Source organism: Macrococcus lamae (genome assembly GCF_004359545.1).
Taxonomy (GTDB): Bacteria; Bacillota; Bacilli; order Staphylococcales; family Staphylococcaceae; genus Macrococcus; species Macrococcus lamae.
Window position 1 is genome coordinate 60888 of record NZ_SCWB01000011.1, and the last position, 24352, is coordinate 85239.

Sequence of the window (24352 nt, forward strand, 5' to 3'; positions counted from 1 at the left end):
AAATGACAGAATTTAATTATGAGGTATTAAGTAACACTGAACATATGACAAAGGTAAATAATGTGAAAGATGCAATCGCTACAGCAGGGCTTTTATTAATTAAAGGTTATAGAGTACATAGAGTACTATCGGACATCACACCGCTTCTAAGTACAGCACAAAATGAATATTCAGCACATTTGAGAGATTTGAAAGAGGATAAGCAAAAAGAACTTAAACAGCTGATCTATAATTTTGAAAGTGAAAAGAAAGTATATGATGATCCTCAACAAGAGGCTTTACACCGTCAAGACTTTGAGGTTAAGCTAAACGCTATGAGAGACACAGAAGTGATTGATTTCTTAATGAATGTTAACGCTGAGGACATCACACCTTATGAGTTTAATAGATTAGTAGCCACTGTGAACGATAAAGGCTTAGAAAGTACAGGATTACAAGAGAAAATCACTGAATTGAAGTATACAGTTACTCAGCCATATACAGCTAAACCGGAATATAAGCAATTAGAGAATGATATTACTGTGTTAGATAATATCCCAGTGAGTAATGATGTGCTTTGGTATCATACTGGAACAGATTTTAAACAGCTAGATGTTGAAAACACCTTAAATAAAGTGATTGATGAGTATAAAGATGTTGAGTATCGTATCAGTCCATCAGAAGAGGAAAATGTAAAAGCTAAAATCATCAGTAACATGTAATGATACTAAGTTTAACTATTAATTAGTGATGAGGTGGTTAATTGAAGCTTATACGACTGAATAAAAGTTATAACTATGTAATTGAGGAATTGACAATGGCTGAGGAGATCTTTTTAAGAGACTTCTCGCCAGTCAATATTAGAATGAAAATTTCATATTTAACTAATCAGATTAATGAGATGTATTATTTATCAGTAAGTCATCCTATACCAACAAACATAGGCATAGTTACTATTGGTTGTAGTGTGTCTGATTTAGCTTTATGGATTATAGATCAGAAAAACGCATTGGCACGATATAAAAAGAGATGTGACCGAAACATGAAGATATTAAGACAGTGCTTAAAGCGGTATACATTAGAAGAACAAAAAGAGATAAAAAGGTACTTAGCCACTGAGGGTAGGTATGGTGATATAGAATTAATGAAGCGTGTGAAAAAAGATTTATTTCAACTATCTGAGTATGAACGATTAAAACGACATAAGGCTTTTAAACAACAAGCCCTAATAGAAAAGTATAAACATGCTGAGAAGATTAAAAGAGCTTTGACTCTAAGCCGTGAGAGTGTATATGAAACAGTCTAACCGTGCACAACTAAGAAACTTTATCCTGGAATACCATAAAACTCATTCATTAACTCTAGAGAAAGATTTAGAATTGGATGATGATATGTTCTTTGATATAAATACTCCTGTAGAAGTTGATATGAGTACCGCTATGACTCAAATATCCCTTACAGGTGATTCAGTATACCTAAATACTCTATTAGAGAAAGTAGATCAGTACGGCACACTTAAAGAGCAATATATATTTCTGTGTTTGTTGCGTGGTTATGGTATTAATCGTACAGCTGAAATATTCAATTTAGATCCACGGAATATACGCTATAAATTTGATAAGCTACTCGATAAGATTTTAAAGCACTCTAATAGTGCAATTTAAGGCAATGATTGATATAATTGTGTTAGATACAGTATCAAATCAAATTTAGAAGTACAATTTTCTGATATGTTTTTGGGATAGCACTTTCACCGTGCTGAACCGCTCACCATTATGGTGGGTGGATTTTTTATGTTTATAAATGTGTCTAAATTGTGAACTTTAAAGATTTTGAATTTTTAGATATTTAGTTAATTTATTGTTTAAAGAGTAAATAAGGGTATATAATAAATAAACAAAGAAGAACGTACGTTCCGAAAAAAGTTAATGGCAAAAGCTTTTTGTCATATTAATACCGAATACAGACACAATCATGACAAAAGGCAGTTTGAATACTGTCTATTTTTGTGCTTGTATTCAGAACACTTGGAGCAGTTGTCGAAAGGGGGATATTATAATGAGAGAGTTAGCCAATCATATTCTTAGTGTAGCTCATAGAAGTGATAGTCCAATTACTAATTTGCAGTTACAAAAAATTATGTATTTTACATTGGGATTTATGATTCAAAATAATATATCAATAAATTTTGCTAGGGATATATTCGAAGAATCACCAATGGAAGCTTGGTTATATGGCCCTGTAGTACCTGAGATATATGAAACGTACAAAAAATATAAGAGTTCTCCTATACCAGACGAAGGAGAGATTTCAGAAATCTTAGAAGTCCCACAACTCGGATTGGTGATTAGGAATTTAATTGACATCAATCCTTTTATCTTAGTGGAAATAAGTCATGAGCATCGTTTTTGGGATCAACATAGAAATGCAATCGTACACACAAACGAGAGACCTCAATATACATTTGATGACTTAGTAGAGGCTTTTAATGGATAACAAATACACATTAAAAGATATAAAGAAAGAATGGAATATTGATGTAGATACTAATATTACTAATATTTCTCAAGTCATTAGAGATTCATATGAGAGTTATGTGAAGGATCCAGCTGAGTATAATGGTTCAGACATAAATTTTGAAGAATTACAAAGAAGTTGTGAGGGTTTACAGCCACAGTTGATTCCCTATTCAATATTGACAGAAATAATATTCAGAAATGATATGTCTGAAAATAATTTAAAAATCAAAGAAATCAGAGAAACTACCTATGCCGAAATACTTCAATCAAATTACGAAAAGTTTTTAAATGATAAATATAGTTTGAATTCTGATTCAAAAAATATAGATCCTTTTCAAAATAATAACTTTATTGAAAAAGAACTTGTTGAGCAAGATAAAGAAAAGATAATTATTGTTTATAAGATGATTGAACATATAAAACTCGCTATTTCTCAGAAAGAAGGGTTGTATGAAAAACAATCTATTGCTATATCTAGGTTAAATAGTGATATTGATGAGAATCAAAAAAAGGTAAAAAAGTTTGAAGATTCGATAAAAAAATTGTCTGATATAGAAAAATCTATAGAAAGTGTGTACCCTCAATTTGTAGCTATACTAGGTATTTTTACATCTATTATATTTGCGGTATTTGGAGGTTTTAATCAAATATCAGCTGTAGGTAAAAATTTACAAGATACTGAGATCACTAAGTTATTGATATTCTTACCTATGGTTATGTTGGGTATTATATTTCTAGTATTTATTTCATTTAATGCAATAAGTAAGCTCACAAATCTTCCTCTTTCAAGTTGTAAGTGTGAAGATAAAAAGAATTGTGACTGTCAATTTCACGAAAAGCATCCATCTATTTTCTATTCAGGCATCTTATTTTTTTATATAATGTGCATTGGAGCTTTATTAAGAATATATTCCATAAAAGACCCTAAAATCACTTTATCTTCTATGTTTAATGAAATAAATGGTGATGATGCAATACCTACTATTTTATTAAGTGTTTTAATCATTCTAGCAATTATAATGTTAACTAGGTATTTACTTAACGGAAGGGTAGAAAAACCAAAAGATACTATTGCTACTAAAGATATAGTTATTGTTGCAAGAAAAGATTTGTATACATTCACAATTATTAATATTTCAATTAGTATATTGTTTTTCTTAATTGTACTGATGATTATAAGAAGATAGCCAAAAAGTAGCCAACTTTTGATAAAAGTAGCGACACTGTGAGAAGTAAATCAGAAATAGAATGCTTAAACCCCTTGATACATAAGGTTTTGAGACTGTGAGAAATTACAGTTAGTGTAGTTCGGGATTGAGTGGGAATAGAAATGAAAAATCCTCTAGCCTTTAAGGTTAGAGGATTATTTAAATTATTATTCACTATCTTCTTTCGACGGCAGCGGATAGAACCCTGCTTTGAACTGCTGCCATAAGGGCTCTGGCAATTCATGTTTGTTTGGATCGTGTAAGTCGAAGTATGAGATAATCTCGTCTTGTCGTCCTTCTTTGATCTTACCTACAAAGGCATGATCGAGTAGGAGTTCTCTGCCGACTGCTATGAGTTCTACACCTGTATTAAGCGCTTCAATCGCATCATCTGCTGTGAAGATTGAACCGATACCGATTAAAGGCACACGACCATCGACCCATTTGTGCAGTAGTTCGATACGATTCTGTCCGGCATACTTACCTTCGTGTACATCGCCATGAATGTGCATGAGTGAAGCGTGCAGGTAATGAAGCGGCTTCTCAATCAGGCTTTTGATCAGCTGCTCTGTCAGTTCCATTTTAATTCCCGGGTTATAAGCTTCTTCCGGCGAGAAGCGGTAACCGATAATGAAGTGATCATTACCATGTTGTTTCACTGTATTCACCACTTCGTCTACTACTTTCGTTGCGAACAGGAACGGGTCTTTCCACTGGTCAGTTCGCTTATTGAAGTGAGGAGAGACAAACTGGTGAATGATATAACCATTTGCACCGTGAATTTCTACGCCGTCGAATCCTGCTTCAATGGCACGGCGTGTTGCTTCGCCGAATGCTTTGATGGTTTCTTCGATTTCGTCCGCTGTTATTTCTCTAGCAGAATGCGTATGCTTCTGACCAAAGCTTTTCAGTTCCATGGCACTAGGTCCTGCAACGTCGCCATCTGGTGTGTATTCGGGTAATGCCTGCACACCGCCATGATGAATCTGTACGATCGCTTTTGCGCCGTTCTTTTTCATGACAGCTGCAAGTCTTTTCAGACCTTCTATGTCGCTGTCGCGTGCAATTGAAGGCTGCCCTGGGAATGCCTGTCCAAGTTCTGTAACATAAGTCGCCGCTGTAATAGACATGCCGACGTCTTTTGAACGACTTTCCATATAAGGAATTTCTCGATCTGCAATCGTGCCGTCTTCATTTGAGGAAATATGTGTTAACGGTGCCAGCACGAAACGATTTCGTAGTTCTACACCATTGTTTAACGTTAAAGGCTGAAACAAATCTTTATATTTAGGGTTCATTAGTAAGTCTCCTTATATGATAAATAAGTTCTGTCGTAAAGCTTATTATATTGTAGTGAGTGAAAGCAAAACATTTGATTGTTAAGTCCATCCTGTCACAAAATTGTGCAATCTTCTGCTGATACTATATTAAGACTTTGTTGTATGATGGTCTTATAGAATGATAAGAAAGGTGATAGCAATGAACTCAACATACAAAAAGCTATTTGTATTTATTCTTGGACTGATTGAAATCATCGCAGGTTTTGCTGTATATAATACGTCAGTATTCGGCGGCATAACACTGGTTGCGTTAGGATTGATTTTCTTTGCAGTCATGTTCATGATCAACTTACGAGAAAAAGATCCAAAACATCCTTACATTTACTAGAACAACAACATAGATGGATAACGGATGCTCTTACAGAGCGCTCTTTTTTTGTTATAAATGATGCTGTGAAAAAATAATCTCAGTCTTCAGTTGTTTACGCGCTTCATAAGCATTGAGCGCTTTTAGCTGTTCAATTATTTTCTGTTGTAAGGTGAAGGCAAGTTCCTGGGTCGTGACTTTGGCAGAAAGTTCAACAATCTTCTGATCATCGATATCCCATTTCTCTAGCTTGATTTTATTGCCGTCGATTTTCCCTTTATGACGTTCGAATGCCACTGGACCGATTAACGTTGGGGTATCCATATTTGTCAGATAAGGTAAGAATGAAGCGGGCGTGTCTGTCGATAAATGGGTATGGCTTTCGTCAAGTGCGGGCAAAATATGGTCATCTACTGGTACTTCGTTGACATGCGTCACGCTCAATGTCTGCTTATTGATGCCATATTCAATCTCCAGCTCACCGTTAATGCCATCTGCTTCTGCCTGTTCAATAGCACGTTGTATGTCGTTATCCATGACAGGATAGCGTTTCTTATACTGAATCTCCAGAAACTCATCGTCTTCTGATTTTCTGATGCGTATCGTTACTTTATTGTGATAATTTTGTCGTTCCTGATGATCGATGAACTGCACGAGAAAATCTTCATCTTTCTTCTTAGCGCCGAATGCTGCTAGAATATCCTGATCGATATGGCCTTTATTGTCGAGTACTTTTGTACTGTCTGCGTATACTTTCACTTCATAGCGCATAACTACTTCCTCCATTTTTCTGTGTGTTTACCCTATAAACAAATATCTAATAGAAATTTTACGAATTTAATTGACAGCAATTAATAGATATTATATGATTGTTATTGTCTTATTTGGAGGAATACCCAAGTCCGGCTGAAGGGATCGGTCTTGAAAACCGACAGGGGCTTAACGGCCCGCGGGGGTTCGAATCCCTCTTCCTCCGCCATTATTTTTAAACCAAGACTAATATTTTGATATGCAGATGTCCACTCCAGGGCATCTTTTTTTTATGTCTGCTATAATATAAAGAAAATTCAGATTTTTAGAGGTGGCACATGAAAATTACAGCGATTGATATGAGACTTAAGTCATCCCCACTCAGTAAAACATTTAAAACATCGCTCCGAGTAGTGGAAGCGGTGGAAAGTTTGTATGTCTTTATCCATACAGATAGCGGTGCCATCGGACTTGGTGAAGCGGTGCCTACTCATGCGATTACAGGCGATACTATACCGGGTATTTGTGGTGCTATTCATATTATTAAAGAAAGACTGATTGGACAGGATATTTCTATAGATCTGCTGCCGGTTATTCAGCAAGCAATTATCGGGAATACAAGTGCAAAAGCTGCACTTGATATGGCGGTATACGATTTGCTGGCTCGTGAACAACAGCAGCCGTTATACGAATATCTTGGCGGAACTTATCAGGAGTTTGAAACGAGCTACACAGTTAGTCTGAACAGACAAGAAGAGATGACGGCAGATGCGCTGCAGTACAAAAATCTGGGTTTTAACTATCTTAAAGTGAAGCTTGGCGGGAAAGTCGAAGAAGATATTGAGCGCATTCAGGCAATTAGAGAAGCAGTTGGGGAAGATGTTAAGCTCGGCATTGATGCGAACCAAGGATGGTCTGTCAAAGATGCTGTTAAGTTCTGCCTTGAAATTGAACGTCGCGGCATCGGAATAACAGTCATTGAACAGCCTGTATTCAAACGAGACATTAAAGGACTCGCTGAAGTAAAGAGAAACACGAAAGTGCCTATCATGGCGGATGAAAGCTTATTCTGTGTCTATGATGCTAAAGAGCTCGTTGAACAATGGGCAGCAGATAAATGGAATATTAAGCTTATGAAAACAGGCGGTCTCTATGAAGCTCTGAAAATCCATCAGATTGCTTCTGTGCCGTGCATGGTCGGCAGTATGATGGAGTCGCATGTTTCTGTTACAGCAGCACTGCATCTGACGATGGCTATCAATGCAGATCAGGTAGATTTCGATGCGCCGCTGATGCTGAAGGAAAAACCAGTATCTGGCGGCATCCATTACGAGAAGAACTATGTCACGTGTAATAGGGACAATGGACTTGGAATAAATAATACGGCGTTATGGGAGGAACTTAAAGATGAGAAAAGTATGTAATGTCGCAGTAGGAACCGTCTGGTCAGCGCCGGACAAAACACGTGAAGTTGACGCAAAAGCATTAACACATCCAGCCGATATACAGCAGTGGCTGCTTGGATTATCGCTGGACGAAAAATTATCATTCAGTGAGGAGCTGAGTATCGATACACAGATTCTGTACGGTGAAGAAGTAGAAGTACTTGAAGAGCAGGACGAGTGGACGAAAGTTGCCTGCATTCATCAGGCATCTGAACAGCATGAACTCGGATACCCAGGATATATTCCTAGCAGTCAATTGTCAGATCCATTAAAAATTGATGAGGACAGTCGCTATGCACGTGTCATTGTGCCAAAGACGTTATCCTATAAAGATAGCGCGCCGCATATCGTTCTCAGCTTTAATACGACACTCCCAGTAATATCAGATTCAGAAGAATTTGTTACTGTCATGAGTCCGGATGGTCCACTAAAATTACGTACAGCAGACGTCGTTATTCAGCAGAACTACTGGCCGGACATTCAGCATGACTTTAAACAATTGTATAATACCGCGAGACAGTCTATAGATCTTGGGTATTTATGGGGAGGCATGTCGAGTTACGGTTATGATTGTTCCGGCTTCGTCTATCAGATGTACCGTCATATGGGTCATAAATTGCCGCGCGATGCACACGAGCAGTATGCAGTGACACATCCGGTAGAAAAAGATGAGCTGATGCCGGGAGACCTTGTTTACTTTTCGAGCAATCAGTCCATCGATTCCATTTCCCATATCGGTATTTATATTGGTGACGGCATGATGATTCATTCACCGCATACACCAAAAGCTATAGAAGAAATGACCATTAATTCAGGATACTACGAAACTATTTACGTAGCAGGGAGTCGAGTGATTGACTTCCAGTGATGATATCAACCAGCATCAGGCCGAATGAGTGAAAGGCCTGGTGTATTTTAATGGAGTCAGGATGATCAGTCATACAGACAAATAACAATACTTTGTCGTTACTTCTTATGATGCCGACTTCATGTCTGACATGATCAAATTCTCCAGACTTAGTTCCTATTTCTACAGCACTGTCATCAATATACAGACGGATTTTTTCCTTCAACTGCTGATGTTTCATAATGTTAAACATTTCTTCAAAATGCTCATGAGCGGTAATCATCTTTAATATACTCATCATATCATTAGCAGAAGTCATATTATCAAATCCTGAAAGCCGTCGTTCTGTATCCATCATCTTTCTATTCAGAACAGTATAAGACCAGTTATTTTCCATGAAATAATGATTCAATTGATTCATACCGATATATTTTATTAAAGTATTGGTTGCTGTATTATCGGACGAAATAATCATCAATGTCACAAGGTCGCGAATACAATATTCATTAACTGACAGATAAGGAGAAGGACCGCACCCTTCAATACGTGTATCCAGTTGTAGCGATCTATCCAGCTCGTCATATAGAAAAGTATAAATATATAACATAATAGGTAACTTAATCAGACTTGCTGAAGGAAACTGCATATCAGCTTGATAATCGCTGTATAGAACTTTGTTATCATCTGCTAATATCACTGCTTTGGTTTTATTCTCTTCAAAAAATAAATGCATACCCTTCATCCCTCCATGTTCTTTACTGATAAGTATAAATAAGTAATCCAAGTGTGACTAACATTTAAACAGTATATTTTAGTTTTGTAAACCTTTTCAGAAAACCTTTACATACTTGTATAGACAGATTACAATAAAGATAATCAAATTTAAGGAGATGACAGAATGGCAGTTAATAGAGATGATGTCAGACGTATCATTGATGCAATAGGCGGTAAAGAGAATGTCAATGCAGCAACGCACTGTGTTACACGTCTACGTTTAGCGTTAAATGATGAGAGTAAAGTCAACAAAGAAGAGCTGGATAAAATCGATCTTGTTAAAGGATCATTTGCAGCGAACAACCAGTTTCAGATTGTTATCGGACCTGGTACAGTAGACGAAGCTTACAAAGTATTCACAGAAGAAACAGGCATCGGAGAGAGCTCCAAAGAAGAAGTCAAAACAGCAGCAGCACAGAATATGAATCCATTGCAGCGTGCTATCAAAACACTAGGTGACGTCTTCATTCCATTATTACCAGCCATCGTTACAGCAGGTTTACTGCTTGGGCTTAACAATGTTTTAACAGCAGGCGGTTTATTTGGAGATAAATCATTAGTTGAAATGTATCCTCAATTGAAAGACTTAGCTGAAATTATCAATTATATCGCAGCAGCACCGTTTATTTTCCTGCCAGCTTTAATCGGTTGGTCGGCTATGAGAGTATTTGGAGGTAGTCCGATTCTAGGTCTAGTTCTTGGTCTCATTATGTGTCATCCGGGTCTTGCGTCACAATACAGCTTAGGTAACGCTGAAACTGGTGAATTGACAAAAATTCCGGAGTGGAATGTTTTTGGTCTCCATATTGAAAAGTTAAATTATCAAGGACAAGTTCTTCCCGTACTTATTGCAGCCTGGTTGCTGGCAAAAGTGGAACGTTTCTTAAATAAACGAGTTCATGATTCAATCAAAATGTTAGTTGTTGGACCTATTTCTTTATTACTAGTAGGATTCCTTGCATTTGTTATTATAGGTCCAGTTGCTTTATGGTTAGGAACTCAGATTACAGATGTAATACAGTTTATCTTTACTAAAGCAGGCTGGTTAGGTGGATTAATTTACGGTATCATCTACGCACCACTTGTAGTAACAGGTTTACATCATATGTTCTTAGCGGTAGATTTCCAACTGATGAATTCAAAATTAGGCGGTACGTATTTATGGCCAATCTTAGCAATTTCTAATATTGCTCAAGGTTCTGCAGCATTTGCCGCATGGTGGTTATATAAACGCCGTAAGATGGTCAAAGAAGAAGGCTTGGCCTTAACATCCGGTATTTCTGGGTGGCTTGGTGTTACAGAACCTGCGATGTTCGGGGTCAATATTCCACTGAAATATCCATTTATCGCAGCAGTTATCACGACAGGGATTGTCGGAGCCATCTTTGGATCACAGCAATTATTAGGTAGAGTTGGCGTTGGCGGAGTGCCAGGTATCATCTCAATCAACGAAGGTTTTCGTATGACATTCTTAATTGGTATGATTATTGCTATTGTGTTACCGATTGTATTAACTCTTCTCTTCTCTAAGTTCGCCAAGGAAAAAGGTGACGAAGTCGTAACTGAACGTGTTGTGGATTAACTTGTAAATACAAGTTAATTGTTATAAATTGAGAATATCTCAAAACGTTAGGAGTTTTTAAAGTGGCTGTTTCAGACTGGAAGAAATCAGTGGTGTATCAAATTTATCCAAAATCATTTAACGATACAACAGGTAATGGACAAGGTGATATTAACGGGATTATCGAGAAACTTGATTATTTAAAGACGCTCGGAGTCGATTATCTATGGTTAACGCCGGTCTATCGTTCTCCGATGAATGACAATGGTTATGACATCAGTGATTACTACGAGATTAATCCGGATTTCGGGACAAAAGAAGATTTCAAGCGTCTGCTGGATGAAGCCCATGCGCGCGGTCTTAAGATTATGTCGGATATCGTCATTAATCATACGTCTACAGACCATCACTGGTTTGTAGAATCTCGTCAATCTAAGGATAATCCATATCGTGATTACTACATCTGGAAAGATGGTATCGGTGATAACCCGCCGACGAACTGGGGGTCGAAGTTCGGCGGCAATGCCTGGCAGAAAGATGAAGTAACAGGTCAGTATTATCTTCGTCTCTTCGATGTGACGCAGGCTGATCTGAACTGGGAGAATGACAAGCTTCGCCGGGAAATCTACGATATGATCAATTACTGGATTGATTTCGGCATGGATGGTTTCCGCTTTGATGTCATCAACTTGATTTCTAAAGGTGAATACAAAAATTCTGAAGCAATCGGTAAAGAGTTCTATACAGACGGGCCACGTGTGCATGACTTCCTGCATGAACTTAATCGAAATACATTCGGTGACAGGGATGGGTTCATGACTGTCGGTGAGATGAGCTCAACAACACTTGAACATTGCATCGCCTATACAAAACCTGAGCGTCAGGAACTGAGCAGTGTCTTTAATTTTCATCATCTTAAAGTAGATTATAAAGACGGCGAGAAGTGGTCGGAGATGCCTTATGACTTTATTGAACTGAAGAATATTTTCTTTAAATGGCAGATAGGTATTCAAGCAGGAGGCGGTTGGAACGCTATCTTCTGGTGCAATCATGATCAACCGCGTGTCGTTTCACGCTTTGGCAATGATGCTACAGAAGAGAATCGTGTGAAAAGTGCAAAAATGCTGGCGATTGCGCTGCATTTTCTGCAGGGAACTCCTTACATTTACCAAGGTGAGGAAATTGGAATGACCAATTTGTATTTTGAGGATATGAAGCAGTACCGTGATATAGAATCATTGAATGCTTATCAGATTATGAAAGAGCGAGGTATTTCGGAAGAACAGGCGTTGCGCATTTTACAGCATAAGTCACGTGATAATTCACGGTCTCCTGTGCAATGGGATGATTCTGAGAATGCCGGCTTTACGACAGGTACACCGTGGATTGAAACAGCTAAGAACTATCAGACTGTCAATGTGAGACAGGCGCTTGCAGATAAAAATTCCATCTTTTACACGTATCAGCGTTTAATCGAACTGCGTCATGAACTGGATATCATGACTTATGGAAAAGTTCTGCCGTTGCTGGAGAAACATCCTGAATTATTCGCATACGAACGACAGCTGGATGATCAAACAGTGATTGTCATTGCTAACTTCAGCGACAAAGTTATTTATGTACCTGAGGATATAGCAATAGATGGCGACGTGCTTATTAACAACTATGAAACGTACAATAGAGCCCTCCAGCCATATCAGGCAGTCGCTATTAGAAAATAATTGCAAACACCTTGTTCCAAAACAGTCATTTTATGTTACGATATTTGGAAATAAGAGGTGACGACAAAGATGAATAGAAACAAGTACCGGATGATTTATCAGGAACTGAGCGGTAAAATCATTAACGGAGAATATAAACAGAATGAACAGCTGCCGTCTGAGAATTTGCTTGTAAAACAGTACAGCGTGTCACGTGAAACCGTGAGAAAAGCACTTAGTCTGCTGCAGACAAATGGTTTTATACAGAAGTTGAAAGGGAAAGGGTCAGTCGTCATCTATAATGAATCGATGAACTTTCCTGTTTCTCAGCTGATCAGCTTCGAAGAGATCAAAGAATCGCTCAACATGGATTACATCACCCGCGTTGAATCATTTGAAAAAGTATTTGCTTATGAACATCCTAGAGTAATGACAGCGTTGAACCTCACAGAACAGACAGAACTGTTCAGAGTGGTGAGAACGAGACGTAAAGGAGATAAAGTCAATATTATCGATACTGACTACTTCCTTGTAGACCTCATGCCTGTACTCACTAAGGAAATTGCTGAGCAGTCGATTTATTCCTATATTGAAAACAAACTAGGACAGATCATCAGTTTCTCAAATAAAGCTATTACCTTTGAACCTATGACAGAAACAGAACTTGAACTCTTCGGTGAAGTAACGCCGCCTTATGCAGCGACCGTACGCTCTATTGTACATCTGGCAAATGCACTGCCATTTCAATATAATATTTCGAAACATAGAGCGAGTGAGTTTAAATTTGTCGACTTCTCAAGACGTGCAGTGAACAAGAAATAGTAACACAAGAAAAGCAGAGTATTTTTCTTGCCAAATATTCGTTATATATAGTATGATAGATTCTGCCGTGCTAAGTGGGGAGTTAGCGGTTCCCTGTACTTGCAAGCCGCTTAGGCAAGACCGAATCCCTCTGCCGAGAGTAACATATTGTGAGGCCTGACCTTAACACGTGGTGTTGAGAAGACGGTCCGAGTCAATATAAGCCCATGAATCATGTCAGGTCCGGAAGGAAGCAGCATTAAGTGGTCACTTGTATGTGGCTGGGGCAGCCGTCTTTGAGCTGTCGATTGAGGTTCCGCTTGTGGATGTTAAACGAAGCAGAGGTGCACGGTATTTATATGATAAATAACGAAATGCCATATATGACAGGCCTGAAATTCAGGTCTGTTTTTTATTTGAAAATCTATAATCTGAAAAAATAGTATTAGTACATATTTGTTGTGTGAAAGTGGTATAGTAGATAGCGGTAGAGAATTACTCACAGAACGGGAGAGTTTTTAATGAAGTTTTGTAATTTGACGATTGATGAATTTGAATCATTTGTTAATGATGAATTCAGTCATTATACACAGTCTAGAGTACATTACGAGGGACGTAAGGCTTTAGGACTTGATGTACATTTAGTGGGCGTGAAAGAAGGGGAGAAGGTGCTGGCAGCTTGTCTGTTGAACGGGGCACCGAGCTTTAAATTCTTCAACTATTTCTACACGCATAAGGGGCCTGTTTTTGACCACCATGATAAAGAATTAACAGACTTTTTCTATAGAAATCTTACTGACTACTTGAAGCAGCGTAAAGGGTTATTTGTTTTAGTCGATCCTTATATTACACGCCACCTTCTTGATGGGGACGGTAATGTCACTGAGTCGTTTGAAATGGATGACATCATCGCAAACATGGAACATGCAGGCTATGTTCACCAAGGGTACAACATCGGTTACTCCAATGACTCTCAGGCGCGGTTTTTATCTGTGCTTGATTTAACGGATAAAACAGATGCTCAGCTGTTAAAGGAAATGGAATACAAGACACGCCGGAATATCAATAAGACGATTGAGATGGGCGTGCAGCTGCGTGATCTGGATGAAGAGGAGATGGATAAGTTCTTCAGACTGTATAAGATGGCTGAAGATAAGCACGGCTTCTCCTTATTCGATCTCGCTACGTTCAAGCGCATGAAGAAGATTTACGGTGACAATGCACGCGTTGTTATGGCTTATATTGACTTAAATGATTATTTGGCTCTTCTGAACGAACAGCTCGCGTCTAAACGCGCTGATTACGAGAAGTCAGCTGCAGAGCTAGCAGAGAAACCTGACTTCAGGAAGCTGAAAAATAAGACGGCGGAACTTGAGAAAGCAGCCATTCAGCTTGAGAAGAAAGCACGCGATATAGAAGCGTTGAAAGCAACTGATGGAGATGTTCTTGAGCTTGCGAGCGCGATTTATGTATTCAACAATCACGAGCTGTATTACTTATCAAGCGGTTCAAATCCTGCATACAATCAGTTTATGGGTGCTTACCACATGCAGTGGGAAATGATTAAATTTGCGAATCAGTTAGGACTTAAGCGCTATAATTTCTACGGAGTGACTGGTGACTTCTCAGAAACTTCTCAGGACCTTGGTGTAGCTAAGTTCAAGAAAGGGTTTAATGCGTATATTGATGAGCAAATCGGCGATTTTATCAAGCCTTTGAATCCTGTAGCTTACGCATTATATAAAAAAGTTAAGAAAAAATAATAGCTGTCATTAGAGATTGACCGATCTGGTCTTTCTCTTTTTTTGTTATGAAGCGGTTCTGTCTAATGGTATAATAGAGAGACTAAAACTTATGGAGGGGACGTCTTGAGTTATCAGGCTTTATATCGTGTGTTCAGATCACAGGCATTTGAAGAAGTGGTCGGTCAGAAGCATGTGACAACTACTCTGAAGAATGCTATAGCGAGAAGTAAGATTTCACATGCGTATTTATTTAACGGACCACGTGGTACTGGGAAGACGAGTATCGCCAAAATATTTGCGAAAGCCATCAACTGTAATGAGCGTCATGACGGTGAACCATGTAACGAATGTCCAAGTTGTGTATCGATTACAAGTGGCACGAATTCAGACGTCATTGAAATCGATGCAGCGAGTAATAATGGTGTTGATGAAATCCGTAATATCCGGGATAAAGTGAAGTATGCCCCAGGTGAATCGAAATATAAAGTATATATCATCGATGAAGTACATATGCTGACGACTGGCGCATTCAATGCTTTGCTGAAGACGCTCGAGGAACCACCCAGTCATGCCATCTTCATCCTGGCAACGACAGAACCGCATAAAATTCCACCGACAATCATCTCCCGCTGTCAGCGCTTTGATTTCAAGGCAATTTCAACGCCTGACATTGTTGAGCATCTGAGTTATGTGTGTGATAAGGAAGGTATTAAATACGAATTATCTGCACTGGAATTCATCGCTCAGACTGCTGAAGGCGGTATGCGGGATGCTCTGAGTATTCTGGATCAGGCGATTGCATTTGGCGATGAAAATCTGACACTATCGCATGTGTTGAATGTGACAGGAAGCGTCGGCAAAGAAGACTTGCGAAAGCTCACTGATGCTATTGTGACGTATGATGTGCGCCTGGCATTTGACCAGTACCATCAGCTGTTAAGTGATGGCAAGGAAGTGAATCGTCTTGTCAATGACTTCATCTATTATCTGCGCGATGTCATCGTCGATTTTGCAACAGGGACTAAAGGAGAAGGGCACATATACGAAGTAGAACTGCCTGTCATATACGAAATGATTGATAAGATCAATGATACGCTCGTTTCCATGCGTTTTGCGGTCAACATGAACATTCATTTTGAAGTATTGATAGTGAAGCTCTCTGAACTCGTGAAGTCTCATGAACATGGCGCAGGGGCAAGCACGCAGTATATTGATGCCCGGATGAAGGAATTTGAAGAGAAACTGGCGCAAGTGCAGCTGAATCCGACAGCTGCTGCCCCTTCTAAACCAAAAGCTAAAACAGAACGCAATGCCAACAAGTTCTCCGTTTCTCAGATTGAAAATGTCCTGGATAACGCAAACCGGGAAGATTTAACTTATCTGCAGGAAAACTGGCAGTCACTCATCGAGCACGTGAAACAGAATAATAGAGCACTGGTCAGTCTGCTGCAGAATTCAGAGCCTGTCGCAGCGAGCAGCACTCACGTATTAATTAAGTTTCAGGAAGACATTCACTGTGAACTTGTCAATAAAGGTGACGATAAACGTGAACAGATTGAGTCGATTGTATACACAATCATCAATAAAAAAGTTAAAATGGTAGGTGTACCTGATTCGCAGTGGCTGCAAGTCAGACATGACTATATTAAGCATAAGAAGCAGCAGACTGAAGTGAAACAGGAGCCGAAAGATGACATCGTCAAGACGGCAGAAGAGCTGTTCGGTAAAGACACAATAAATTTAATTGATTAATAGGAGGAAACAACGATGCGCGGTGGTGGAAATATGCAGCAAATGATGAAACAAATGCAGAAAATGCAGAAGAAAATGGCAGAAGAGCAGGAAAAATTAAAAGAAGAACGCATTGAAGGGACAGCAGGCGGCGGCATGGTCACTGTAATCGTCTCAGGCCATAAGGAAGTCCTTGATGTCATTATCAAGGAAGAAGTCGTGGATCCGGAAGATATCGAAATGTTACAGGACTTAGTACTGGCAGCAACTAACGAAGCATTATCCAAAGCAGATGATGTGACGGCACAACGCTTAGGTCAGCATACTAAAGGAATGAACATTCCAGGAATGATGTAATGCATTATCCTGCACCAATTTCACGGCTCATAGACAGCTTTATGAAACTGCCGGGAATCGGTCCAAAGACTGCGGCGCGTTTAGCGTTTCATGTGTTGGACATGAAGGAAGACGATGTGATGAATTTTGCGAAGGCATTGGTCGATGTAAAGCGTGAACTGACGTACTGTTCTGTCTGCGGGCATATAACGGATACGGACCCATGTTATATTTGTGCGGATAAAACGCGGGATCGCTCTATGATCTGTGTCGTTGAGGAATCAAAAGATGTCATTGCGATGGAGAAGATGCGTGAATATAAGGGGATGTACCATGTGCTGCAAGGTGCTATCTCTCCGATGGAAGGCATTGGACCAGAAGATATTAATATTCCAAGTCTATTGAACCGATTGAAAGATGAACAAGTTCAGGAATTGATTTTAGCGACGAATCCTAATATCGAAGGCGAATCGACAGCGATGTACATTTCTCGTTTAGTGAAGCCGATTGGCATTAAGACAACACGTCTTGCTCATGGGCTCCCTGTCGGCGGCGATCTTGAGTATGCAGATGAAGTCACGCTATCTAAAGCCATATCAGGTCGTACAGAGATATAGTTAATAAAAAGCAGTGATGCACTTAACAAGTGTATCACTGCTTTTTTTGTCTCTTAAAAATGTTACACGAGACGCTTTCTTATAGCACCTGATAATGTATCGACAATGATGACCATAATAATGATACCAATCAGAATGATGCCGACGCGGTCCCAAGTTCTTCCCTGTAATGCGAAGATAAGGGGGGTCCCGATACCTCCAGCACCAATTAATCCGAGGATGGATGCACTACGTAAATTGATTTCAAAGCGATAGAGCACAAATGAAATGAATGCCGGCAGTATTTGCGGAACAACAGCGAACATCAATGTCTTCGTCTTGTTAGCACCAGTTGCGGTCAATGCTTCAGATGGGCCAAGGTCCAGGTTTTCAATGTCTTCAGCAAACAGTTTGCCGAGCATACCGATAGAATGAATACCGACCGCCAGTACTCCGGCGAAGGCTCCAGGTCCGACGGCTTTGATGAATAACAGCGCCATAATGATTTCCGGGAAGACACGGATAACACTGAGAAAGAATTTGCTGACCTCTGACAGGAAACGATTGGAGATGTTACGGGCTGCAAGAAAGGCAAGCGGAATACAGAGCACTGCGGAAATAATTGTTCCTAGAAAAGCGATAGCAAATGTTTCAAGCAGTCCGCGCAGTAAGTCCTCACCTTCAGGCATGTAGACATAGCTCCAGTCAGGATGAATAATGCCTGACAGAATATTTGAAAGAATTTCCCAGGACTTTTCCTTGATTTCGATTTTTGGCATTCCACTGAACGCCCATATGTATATTGCAAGCAGCAAGATAATAAGGAGGATGGTTCTGATAATGGCAGGCACTGATGATTTAGGTTTTAAATAATCATAGTTCTTTGTCATAACAGTCTCTCCCTTACTTTCGTACTAGTGTAGTCAATAATCATTACAATCAGCAATGTGAATAGAATAATTGTTGTTACTTTCGGATATTCAAAGTAACCAAGTGTCTTATCATAGAACAATCCAATACCGCCTGCTCCTACGAGTCCGAGAACAGCTGCCGCACGGATATTGATTTCAAAAGTAAACAATACAAATGACAAGTACGGTGCAAGTGCCTGAGGTAAAACACCGAATGTAATCCATTTGTATTTGTTGGCACCGACTGCAGTCATCGCTTCAAGCGGTCCGTTATCGATGTTCTCGAGTGCTTCATAAAATAGTTTTGCTACGATGCCGAATGACAGTACAGTCAGCGCGAAAATCCCCGGTAATGCACCGATGCCGAAAACTGCTACAAATATAGAAGCGAGCAGCAGGTCTGGAATGGTGCGGATGATATTCAGAACGAAGCGGACAGGCATGTTGATCCAGCGTGACTTAAAAACATTGCTCGCTGATAAAAGAGCGACGGGCAGTGCTAACAGTGAACCGAACGTTGTGCCAAGTACCGCCATACGGATCGTATCAAGCATAGGTTCTATAATTTCAGAAAAATAAGACCAGTCAGGAGGCAGCATTTCTTTAATCAGATTCATCATTTCTGGTGCACCAATAGCTAGACTCTGAAAACTGAATTCTGTCTGGTAACCGCTCCAGATAATTAAAGCGATGAGTAATAGCAGAGAGAAGATGGTTTTGTAACGCTTAGCATGATTAATAGGAGTTGGGTTCATCAGCTGACCCCCGTCTTCTCGTCATCTTTTATTTCACGACCATATATTCTGCTGAAGGCATCATCTGTCGCTTGTTCTACTGGTCCGTCAAAGACAACGCGGCCTGCCTGCAGACCAATAATTCTTGTAGCATATTCGCGTGCGAGATCAACGAAATGGAGGTTGACGATGATGGTAATACCCAGATCTTTATTGATGCGCAGTAAGTCGTCCATTACTTGTTTCGTTGTTAGCGGATCAAGTGAGGCAACTGGTTCGTCAGCAAGAATGATCTTCGGCTCTTGTGCCAAAGCACGTGCGATTGATACACGCTGCTGCTGCCCGCCTGACAATTCGTCAGCACGGCTATAGGCTTTTTCAACAATATTGACGCGATCAAGCGCCTCAAGAGCGATCTGTTTGTCCTGTTTTGGAAACAATCCGAGCACCATCTTCCATGTCGGATGATAGCCGACGCGTCCTGACAGGACATTCCTGATCACAGAAGAGCGTTTAACAAGGTTGAAGCTCTGAAAAATCATCCCGATATTGCGGCGCATCATCAGCAGTTTGTTTCCTTTAGCCTGTGTAATAGACTCGCCATCGATAGAAATATCGCCTGACGAAATTTCATGAAGTCGGTTGATGGAACGCAGCAACGTTGATTTTCCTGCCCCTGATAAACCAACGATCACTACGAATTCTCCTTGGCTGACCTGAAGATTGACGTGATCCAATCCAACATGTCCGTTTGGGTACACTTTACTGACGTCGTTAAATACTATTTGACTCATAGTGACACTCCTTTATAGTAAAAGGCTAAACCCACCGATGTGAGTTTAGCCTTTTTAATAGCATAAAAAATCTATTCTTTGACCTTCTTATCGTACTCACGGATAATATCGAACTTAGAATCATCCGATTTCACATAACCTTCATGTGAATAAACTTCGCGGATAACTTTCTGACCTTCTTTATCTTTACCGATATTGATAAACGCTTCTGTCAATTTATCTTTCCACTCTTTAGACATATCTGAACGGACTGAAATAGTATCATTAGGAATTTTTTCAGTGAATTTGACAATTTCAGTATCTTTGAAAACGTTTGGTTGGTCACCTTTCACGATATTACGTGCATCCTGGAATGTTACCGCTACATCTACATCATCATTTAGTAAAGAAATAACTGCCTGGTCATGACCTTTAACAGTTGTTACTTCCATATCTTTTAATGGATCGATACCTTCTTTTTTTAATTCGACAGCAGGGAAGACATATCCAGCTGTTGAAGTAACATCCTGCATCGCGATTTTCTTATCTTTCATATCTTTAAGGTTTTTGATGCCTGAATCTTTTTTAACGATAAACTGAGATTTGTAGTAATCCACAAGTTCTTTTGTTGGTGTACCATCATCATTAACACCGTAACGCTGTGCCTGCAGTAATACGTCAGCAGCTTTTTGATCATGTGCTAATACATACGCAGTTGGTGGAAGGAAGCCGACGTCTACTTTTTTAGACTTCATTGCTTCAACAATCGTGTTGTAGTTAGTAGATACAGATACTTCTACTGGAATATCAAGTTCTTCTTTAAGCAGTTTTTCAAGAGGTTTCGCTTTAGCTTCAAGTGTTTCTGCATTTTGAGAAGGAACAAACTGCACTGTTAATTTATCAGGTTTGTAACTTTCTTTGCTGGATGAAGCTGTAGAATCTTTTTGATCTTCTGACTTTGTTTCTGTAGAACCACAAGCTGCGAGTACTGTAACTGCCATTAACGCAGGCACAGAAGTTTTAACGATTTTTTTAAACATGATGATGCTCCTTTTCCTTGTTTTGTAACGCACGAGTAAATAATAACAAAAGATTTAATGATATAGCTATGACATTACTGTAAATATTGTAAACTGTCACGTAAATATTGTAAACGGTTACTTATAATTTTTACATCCTGTTTATAGACAGTTAATACTAATCTGTTAAAAATAAATAGAAGGAGTCACTAGCTGAATAACGATTGGGAAAAGAGGAAAAACAATGATTAAAAAGACTGTTCTTGCAACTCTTGTCACATTAACATTTACAGCAACAGCGGCACAGGCTGAAAATTTCAGTGACCAGGCACCCATCATTAAACCGGTGGTAGCAAACGGTAAGAGTGTACTTGTTGATAATACCCACGGACAAACAGCCGGTGCGGCAGACTGGGTAATTGACGGAGCATTTTCTGACTTCGGTCAAGGTATCGCGGCGAAAGGTTATCAAGTTAAGGAGTTACGAAAAGGAACGCCGATTACTTATGAAGATCTCGTAGTTCATGATGTCTTCGTAATACCAGAAGCAAATATTCCTTTTAAACAATCGGAACAGGATGCCATCCTTAAATATGTTAAGGGAGGCGGCAGTGTTTTCTTTATCGCTGATCATTATAATGCAGATAGAAATTTAAACCGCTATGATTCATCAGAGATCTTCAACGGCTATCGTCGAGGTGCTTATACTGATCCGATGAAAGGGATGTCGACTGAGGAAAAACAATCAGCAAGAATGGCGGGTGTCACGAGCACGGATTGGTTGGCAAGCAACTTTGGTGTTAGATTCAGATATAACGCCTTAAATAATATTACAGCGACAGATATTGCAAGAGATGCTGGAGCATTCGGAATTACAAATGGTGTCAACAGTGTAGCAATGCATGCAGGGTCGACGATTGCTCTCACTAATCCTGATATTGCGAAAGGGCTCGTCTATTTACCATCTGGTTTAACATCGACAGACAAATGGGGTCCTGCAGTGGATCAAGGTGTCTATTTTGGCGGTGGTAAGGAAGAAGGTGCTTATGCAGCCATTAGTAAAGTTGGACTTGGTAAAGCGGCATTTATTGGAGATTCTTCTATGGTGGAAGATGCAACGCCGAAATATTTAAGAGAAGATAACGGTCAAATTAAGAAAACATATGATGGTTATAAGGAGCAGAACGACAGCACGTTACTTACAAATGTTATTGACTGGCTGGCTGAAGACGAAGCATATACATCTTTTAAGGAAAAAGGACTGACACTCGATAAAGCATCACCAATTTTACCTTTTGAAGTTCCATCAGTTTCAACCGAACCGGAGAGTGAGCCATGGTCATCTCCGGCAGCGACTTACAAGTGGTATGATGAATCAACTTTCAAGCAACGCAGTTATGGTTATAAGGCAGAAGCGGTTCCGGCACCACAGTCGGGCTACGACTTCGTTCTCCCCGAGATCACTAACGGCACATCGTTCAACGTAAAGCTGACTTTCAGCGGATTAACACCAAATACAACTTATAACAATCTTAAAGTCGGTATTTATAATGCTGGCGGTACACAACTTGGTTCTTTCTATATGAATGGACAGTGGAGTGCTACAGGATATAGTCCATCATTCACTATGACTACTGATGCCAGCGGGGCGGCTGTTACGACATTAACAGTAAAAACAACAAAGGGAATAACCGGTAGTGCCAGTATCAGATTGAAAAGAGGAACGTCTACTCTTTATACAGAAGCATTAAGCATTAAATAATAGAACATTACAGGAAAGCAGCGGTTAATTTCGGCTGCTTTTTTTATATGAAGTCATTTGTTATAATATGGAATAGTCAAAGGAGTGACGTAATGAATAAGCTGGGATTAGTATTAGAAGGCGGCGGTATGCGCGGCATTTACACGGCAGGAGTGCTGGATTTGTTTTTAGACAAGCAATTAGATTTCGATTATATTATCGGCGTTTCAGCAGGAGCTAATATGGCAGCTTCCTATTTATCTAAGCAGCGTGGTCGCAATCGGCAGGTCAGTCTCGACTTTTTAGGAGATAAACGATATTTATCCGTACAGAATTATATTAAAAATCGCGAAATGTTTGGCATGGATTTCATCTTTAATGAAATTCCAAGTATTCATGTGCCATTCAATATGAATGACTTTCTTCTATATGAAGGACAATATGTTGTTGCCTGCACTAATTGTGAAACAGGAGAGACAGAGTATTTTGAGAAGTCTCATTTACAAAAAGACCTATTGACCATATTAAGGGCTTCAAGTTCACTTCCTTTAATGGCACCTATTGTTGAATATGATGGTAAGAAGTTGCTGGATGGCGGTGTTACAGATCCGATACCACTACGTAAAGCCCAGGCTGATGGTATCAAGAATAATGTTGTTGTACTGACACGTCCAAAAGGATATGTGAAGAAGTCAGGTCGTCTTGCTAAATGGTTTAAAGTTAAAGGATATCCAAAAGTTGATGAAGCGATGCGTAGACGTCCGGCACGCTATAATGAAACGCTTCATTATGTCAATCGCCAGGAAGAGACGGGTCGAGTCGTGATCATCCGACCTTCAATCGATTTGAAAGTAGATCGTCTCGAGAAAGACAAAGAAAAACTTGATACTCTTTATAAGCTTGGATATTCAGATGCTGAAAAAGCTTTAGAAAAGATTGAGAAGCTAAGAAGTTTTAATTTATAATTGAAAGTGTAAATTTTATGCTTGTACAAGGGTTTAGAACCCTGTATAGTTATATCTTGTCCGGCAGAGATAAAAGCAACTCACAATAAAAAATTCAAAAAAAGAGTTGACTTATAATTTACGTAAGAGTATAATTAAATCTTGTTCGACAAAGATATAACTTAATACAAAAACTTGATTTTAAAACTTATTTTTAAAAAAGAGTTGACTTTCTAAAAGGAAGAGAGTATAGTTAAATCTTGTGAGACAAAAAATGAACATTGAAAACTGAATCGCAATATGTCAACGTTAATTCCAATAATTTGAGTACTTAGTACTTTAATGAGTGATTGCCATAAGCAATCAACGAGCTTTTATCAGACAAACTATTATGGAGAGTTTGATCCTGGCTCAGGATGAACGCTGGCGGCGTGCCTAATACATGCAAGTCGAGCGGACGGACAGGAGTGCTTGCACTCCTTGATGTCAGCGGCGGACGGGTGAGTAACACGTGGGTAACCTACCTGTAAGACTGGGATAACTTCGGGAAACCGGAGCTAATACCGGATGATATCTTCCACCTCATGGTGG

General features: G+C 39.4%; 24 protein-coding genes, 1 tRNA gene, 1 rRNA gene and 1 other RNA gene. 20 read left to right on the forward strand and 7 right to left on the reverse strand.

Features of this window, described 5'->3' with window-relative positions:
- Positions 1-2 precede the first annotated feature (2 nt).
- The 5 genes from ERX29_RS07235 (at position 3) to ERX29_RS07255 (ending at position 3685) form a co-directional block, all read left to right on the forward strand.
- Entirely contained in the window at positions 3-701 is a 699-nt protein-coding gene (locus tag ERX29_RS07235) for a hypothetical protein (protein ID WP_133444037.1), read from the forward strand.
- A gap of 41 nt (positions 702-742) precedes the next feature.
- Entirely contained in the window at positions 743-1285 is a 543-nt protein-coding gene (locus ERX29_RS07240) for a hypothetical protein (protein WP_133444038.1), read from the forward strand.
- On the forward strand, positions 1272-1643 hold the full coding sequence (locus ERX29_RS07245; RefSeq protein WP_133444039.1) for a hypothetical protein: 372 nt from the start codon (positions 1272-1274) through the stop codon (positions 1641-1643). Before ERX29_RS07240 ends, ERX29_RS07245 begins: the two co-directional genes overlap by 14 nt.
- A gap of 394 nt (positions 1644-2037) precedes the next feature.
- A complete protein-coding gene (locus ERX29_RS07250; RefSeq protein ID WP_165981096.1) occupies positions 2038-2475 on the forward strand; it encodes a Panacea domain-containing protein in 438 nt (145 codons plus the stop codon).
- Complete coding sequence (locus ERX29_RS07255; protein WP_133444041.1) at positions 2468-3685, forward strand: hypothetical protein; 1218 nt, start codon at positions 2468-2470, stop codon at positions 3683-3685. The genes ERX29_RS07250 and ERX29_RS07255 overlap by 8 nt, the downstream gene beginning before the upstream one ends.
- Positions 3686-3873: 188 nt before the next feature.
- Here the strand turns inward: ERX29_RS07255 and ERX29_RS07260 are convergent, their stop codons facing one another.
- Positions 3874-5004 carry an NADH-dependent flavin oxidoreductase gene (locus ERX29_RS07260; RefSeq protein WP_133444042.1) on the reverse strand — a complete coding sequence of 377 codons (1131 nt, stop codon included), beginning with the start codon at positions 5002-5004 and terminating at the stop codon, positions 3874-3876.
- A gap of 181 nt (positions 5005-5185) precedes the next feature.
- Here ERX29_RS07260 and ERX29_RS07265 point away from each other — a divergent pair, with 181 nt between their 5' ends.
- Positions 5186-5374 carry a hypothetical protein gene (locus tag ERX29_RS07265; protein ID WP_133444043.1) on the forward strand — a complete coding sequence of 63 codons (189 nt, stop codon included), beginning with the start codon at positions 5186-5188 and terminating at the stop codon, positions 5372-5374.
- A 51-nt stretch (positions 5375-5425) separates the two neighbouring features.
- Here the strand turns inward: ERX29_RS07265 and ERX29_RS07270 are convergent, their stop codons facing one another.
- Positions 5426-6124 carry a hypothetical protein gene (locus ERX29_RS07270; RefSeq protein WP_133444044.1) on the reverse strand — a complete coding sequence of 233 codons (699 nt, stop codon included), beginning with the start codon at positions 6122-6124 and terminating at the stop codon, positions 5426-5428.
- A gap of 115 nt (positions 6125-6239) precedes the next feature.
- Here ERX29_RS07270 and ERX29_RS07275 point away from each other — a divergent pair.
- The 3 genes from ERX29_RS07275 (at position 6240) to ERX29_RS07285 (ending at position 8416) form a co-directional block, all read left to right on the forward strand.
- Positions 6240-6332 (forward strand) — tRNA-Ser (locus tag ERX29_RS07275).
- A 109-nt stretch (positions 6333-6441) separates the two neighbouring features.
- Positions 6442-7527, forward strand: coding sequence for a dipeptide epimerase (locus ERX29_RS07280; RefSeq protein ID WP_133444045.1), 1086 nt, complete (start codon positions 6442-6444; stop codon positions 7525-7527).
- Positions 7511-8416, forward strand: coding sequence for a C40 family peptidase (locus tag ERX29_RS07285; protein ID WP_133444046.1), 906 nt, complete (start codon positions 7511-7513; stop codon positions 8414-8416). The genes ERX29_RS07280 and ERX29_RS07285 overlap by 17 nt, the downstream gene beginning before the upstream one ends.
- Here ERX29_RS07285 and ERX29_RS07290 read toward each other — a convergent pair.
- The gene (locus ERX29_RS07290; RefSeq protein WP_165981097.1) at positions 8376-9128 is read right to left on the reverse strand and encodes a serine hydrolase; all 753 of its coding nucleotides are present in this window, start codon (positions 9126-9128) and stop codon (positions 8376-8378) included. The two genes, ERX29_RS07285 and ERX29_RS07290, sit on opposite strands and share 41 nt — an antisense overlap.
- A 165-nt stretch (positions 9129-9293) precedes the next feature.
- On the opposite strand from ERX29_RS07290, the gene treP reads away from it, so the two are divergent.
- The 8 genes from treP to recR all read left to right on the forward strand — a co-directional run bounded on the left by treP (position 9294) and on the right by recR (position 17660).
- Positions 9294-10751 (forward strand): PTS system trehalose-specific EIIBC component, encoded by a 1458-nt coding sequence (treP, locus tag ERX29_RS07295; protein ID WP_133444048.1) that lies wholly within the window; start codon positions 9294-9296, stop codon positions 10749-10751.
- A 62-nt stretch (positions 10752-10813) separates the two neighbouring features.
- Entirely contained in the window at positions 10814-12451 is a 1638-nt protein-coding gene (gene treC, locus ERX29_RS07300) for an alpha,alpha-phosphotrehalase (protein ID WP_133444049.1), read from the forward strand.
- A 69-nt stretch (positions 12452-12520) separates the two neighbouring features.
- The gene (treR, locus tag ERX29_RS07305; RefSeq protein WP_133444050.1) at positions 12521-13252 is read left to right on the forward strand and encodes a trehalose operon repressor; all 732 of its coding nucleotides are present in this window, start codon (positions 12521-12523) and stop codon (positions 13250-13252) included.
- A gap of 65 nt (positions 13253-13317) precedes the next feature.
- Positions 13318-13583: signal recognition particle sRNA large type (gene ffs / locus ERX29_RS07310), an RNA gene on the forward strand.
- A 169-nt stretch (positions 13584-13752) separates the two neighbouring features.
- Positions 13753-14994, forward strand: coding sequence for an aminoacyltransferase (locus ERX29_RS07315; protein ID WP_133444051.1), 1242 nt, complete (start codon positions 13753-13755; stop codon positions 14992-14994).
- A gap of 105 nt (positions 14995-15099) precedes the next feature.
- Positions 15100-16728, forward strand: coding sequence for a DNA polymerase III subunit gamma/tau (gene dnaX, locus ERX29_RS07320; RefSeq protein ID WP_133444052.1), 1629 nt, complete (start codon positions 15100-15102; stop codon positions 16726-16728).
- 15 nt (positions 16729-16743) lie between these two features.
- Positions 16744-17064 (forward strand): YbaB/EbfC family nucleoid-associated protein, encoded by a 321-nt coding sequence (locus ERX29_RS07325; RefSeq protein ID WP_133444053.1) that lies wholly within the window; start codon positions 16744-16746, stop codon positions 17062-17064.
- A complete protein-coding gene (gene recR, locus ERX29_RS07330; RefSeq protein ID WP_133444054.1) occupies positions 17064-17660 on the forward strand; it encodes a recombination mediator RecR in 597 nt (198 codons plus the stop codon). The genes ERX29_RS07325 and recR overlap by 1 nt, the downstream gene beginning before the upstream one ends.
- A 62-nt stretch (positions 17661-17722) precedes the next feature.
- Here recR and phnE (ERX29_RS07335) read toward each other — a convergent pair whose 3' ends face one another.
- From phnE (ERX29_RS07335) to ERX29_RS07350, 4 genes are all read right to left on the reverse strand, one after another.
- Positions 17723-18529, reverse strand: coding sequence for a phosphonate ABC transporter, permease protein PhnE (gene phnE / locus ERX29_RS07335; protein WP_133444055.1), 807 nt, complete (start codon positions 18527-18529; stop codon positions 17723-17725).
- The gene (phnE, locus tag ERX29_RS07340) at positions 18526-19305 is read right to left on the reverse strand and encodes a phosphonate ABC transporter, permease protein PhnE (RefSeq protein WP_133444056.1); all 780 of its coding nucleotides are present in this window, start codon (positions 19303-19305) and stop codon (positions 18526-18528) included. Before phnE (ERX29_RS07340) ends, phnE (ERX29_RS07335) begins: the two co-directional genes overlap by 4 nt.
- A complete protein-coding gene (gene phnC / locus ERX29_RS07345) occupies positions 19305-20078 on the reverse strand; it encodes a phosphonate ABC transporter ATP-binding protein (RefSeq protein ID WP_133444057.1) in 774 nt (257 codons plus the stop codon). Before phnC ends, phnE (ERX29_RS07340) begins: the two co-directional genes overlap by 1 nt.
- Positions 20079-20149: 71 nt before the next feature.
- Positions 20150-21097, reverse strand: a complete 948-nt coding sequence (locus tag ERX29_RS07350; RefSeq protein WP_133444058.1) for a phosphate/phosphite/phosphonate ABC transporter substrate-binding protein — start codon at positions 21095-21097, stop codon at positions 20150-20152.
- Positions 21098-21320: 223 nt separating this feature from the next.
- On the opposite strand from ERX29_RS07350, the gene ERX29_RS07355 reads away from it, so the two are divergent.
- The 3 genes from ERX29_RS07355 to ERX29_RS07365 all read left to right on the forward strand — a co-directional run.
- Entirely contained in the window at positions 21321-22838 is a 1518-nt protein-coding gene (locus ERX29_RS07355; protein WP_133444059.1) for a DNA-binding protein, read from the forward strand.
- A 92-nt stretch (positions 22839-22930) separates the two neighbouring features.
- On the forward strand, positions 22931-23782 hold the full coding sequence (locus ERX29_RS07360) for a patatin-like phospholipase family protein (RefSeq protein ID WP_133444060.1): 852 nt from the start codon (positions 22931-22933) through the stop codon (positions 23780-23782).
- A gap of 367 nt (positions 23783-24149) precedes the next feature.
- A 16S ribosomal RNA gene (locus ERX29_RS07365) occupies positions 24150-24352 on the forward strand; the annotation flags it as partial.

Coding starts and splice junctions, on each gene's coding strand:
- ERX29_RS07235 (WP_133444037.1), top strand. CDS start 3: ATGACAGAATTTAATTATGAGGTATTAAGTAACACTGAACATATGACA.
- ERX29_RS07245 (WP_133444039.1), top strand. CDS start 1,272: ATGAAACAGTCTAACCGTGCACAACTAAGAAACTTTATCCTGGAATAC.
- ERX29_RS07250 (WP_165981096.1), top strand. CDS start 2,038: ATGAGAGAGTTAGCCAATCATATTCTTAGTGTAGCTCATAGAAGTGAT.
- ERX29_RS07255 (WP_133444041.1), top strand. CDS start 2,468: ATGGATAACAAATACACATTAAAAGATATAAAGAAAGAATGGAATATT.
- ERX29_RS07260 (WP_133444042.1), bottom strand. CDS start 5,004: ATGAACCCTAAATATAAAGATTTGTTTCAGCCTTTAACGTTAAACAAT.
- ERX29_RS07265 (WP_133444043.1), top strand. CDS start 5,186: ATGAACTCAACATACAAAAAGCTATTTGTATTTATTCTTGGACTGATT.
- ERX29_RS07270 (WP_133444044.1), bottom strand. CDS start 6,124: ATGCGCTATGAAGTGAAAGTATACGCAGACAGTACAAAAGTACTCGAC.
- ERX29_RS07280 (WP_133444045.1), top strand. CDS start 6,442: ATGAAAATTACAGCGATTGATATGAGACTTAAGTCATCCCCACTCAGT.
- ERX29_RS07285 (WP_133444046.1), top strand. CDS start 7,511: ATGAGAAAAGTATGTAATGTCGCAGTAGGAACCGTCTGGTCAGCGCCG.
- ERX29_RS07290 (WP_165981097.1), bottom strand. CDS start 9,128: ATGCATTTATTTTTTGAAGAGAATAAAACCAAAGCAGTGATATTAGCA.
- treP (WP_133444048.1), top strand. CDS start 9,294: ATGGCAGTTAATAGAGATGATGTCAGACGTATCATTGATGCAATAGGC.
- treR (WP_133444050.1), top strand. CDS start 12,521: ATGAATAGAAACAAGTACCGGATGATTTATCAGGAACTGAGCGGTAAA.
- ERX29_RS07315 (WP_133444051.1), top strand. CDS start 13,753: ATGAAGTTTTGTAATTTGACGATTGATGAATTTGAATCATTTGTTAAT.
- ERX29_RS07325 (WP_133444053.1), top strand. CDS start 16,744: ATGCGCGGTGGTGGAAATATGCAGCAAATGATGAAACAAATGCAGAAA.
- recR (WP_133444054.1), top strand. CDS start 17,064: ATGCATTATCCTGCACCAATTTCACGGCTCATAGACAGCTTTATGAAA.
- phnE (WP_133444055.1), bottom strand. CDS start 18,529: ATGACAAAGAACTATGATTATTTAAAACCTAAATCATCAGTGCCTGCC.
- phnE (WP_133444056.1), bottom strand. CDS start 19,305: ATGAACCCAACTCCTATTAATCATGCTAAGCGTTACAAAACCATCTTC.
- phnC (WP_133444057.1), bottom strand. CDS start 20,078: ATGAGTCAAATAGTATTTAACGACGTCAGTAAAGTGTACCCAAACGGA.
- ERX29_RS07350 (WP_133444058.1), bottom strand. CDS start 21,097: ATGTTTAAAAAAATCGTTAAAACTTCTGTGCCTGCGTTAATGGCAGTT.
- ERX29_RS07355 (WP_133444059.1), top strand. CDS start 21,321: ATGATTAAAAAGACTGTTCTTGCAACTCTTGTCACATTAACATTTACA.
- ERX29_RS07360 (WP_133444060.1), top strand. CDS start 22,931: ATGAATAAGCTGGGATTAGTATTAGAAGGCGGCGGTATGCGCGGCATT.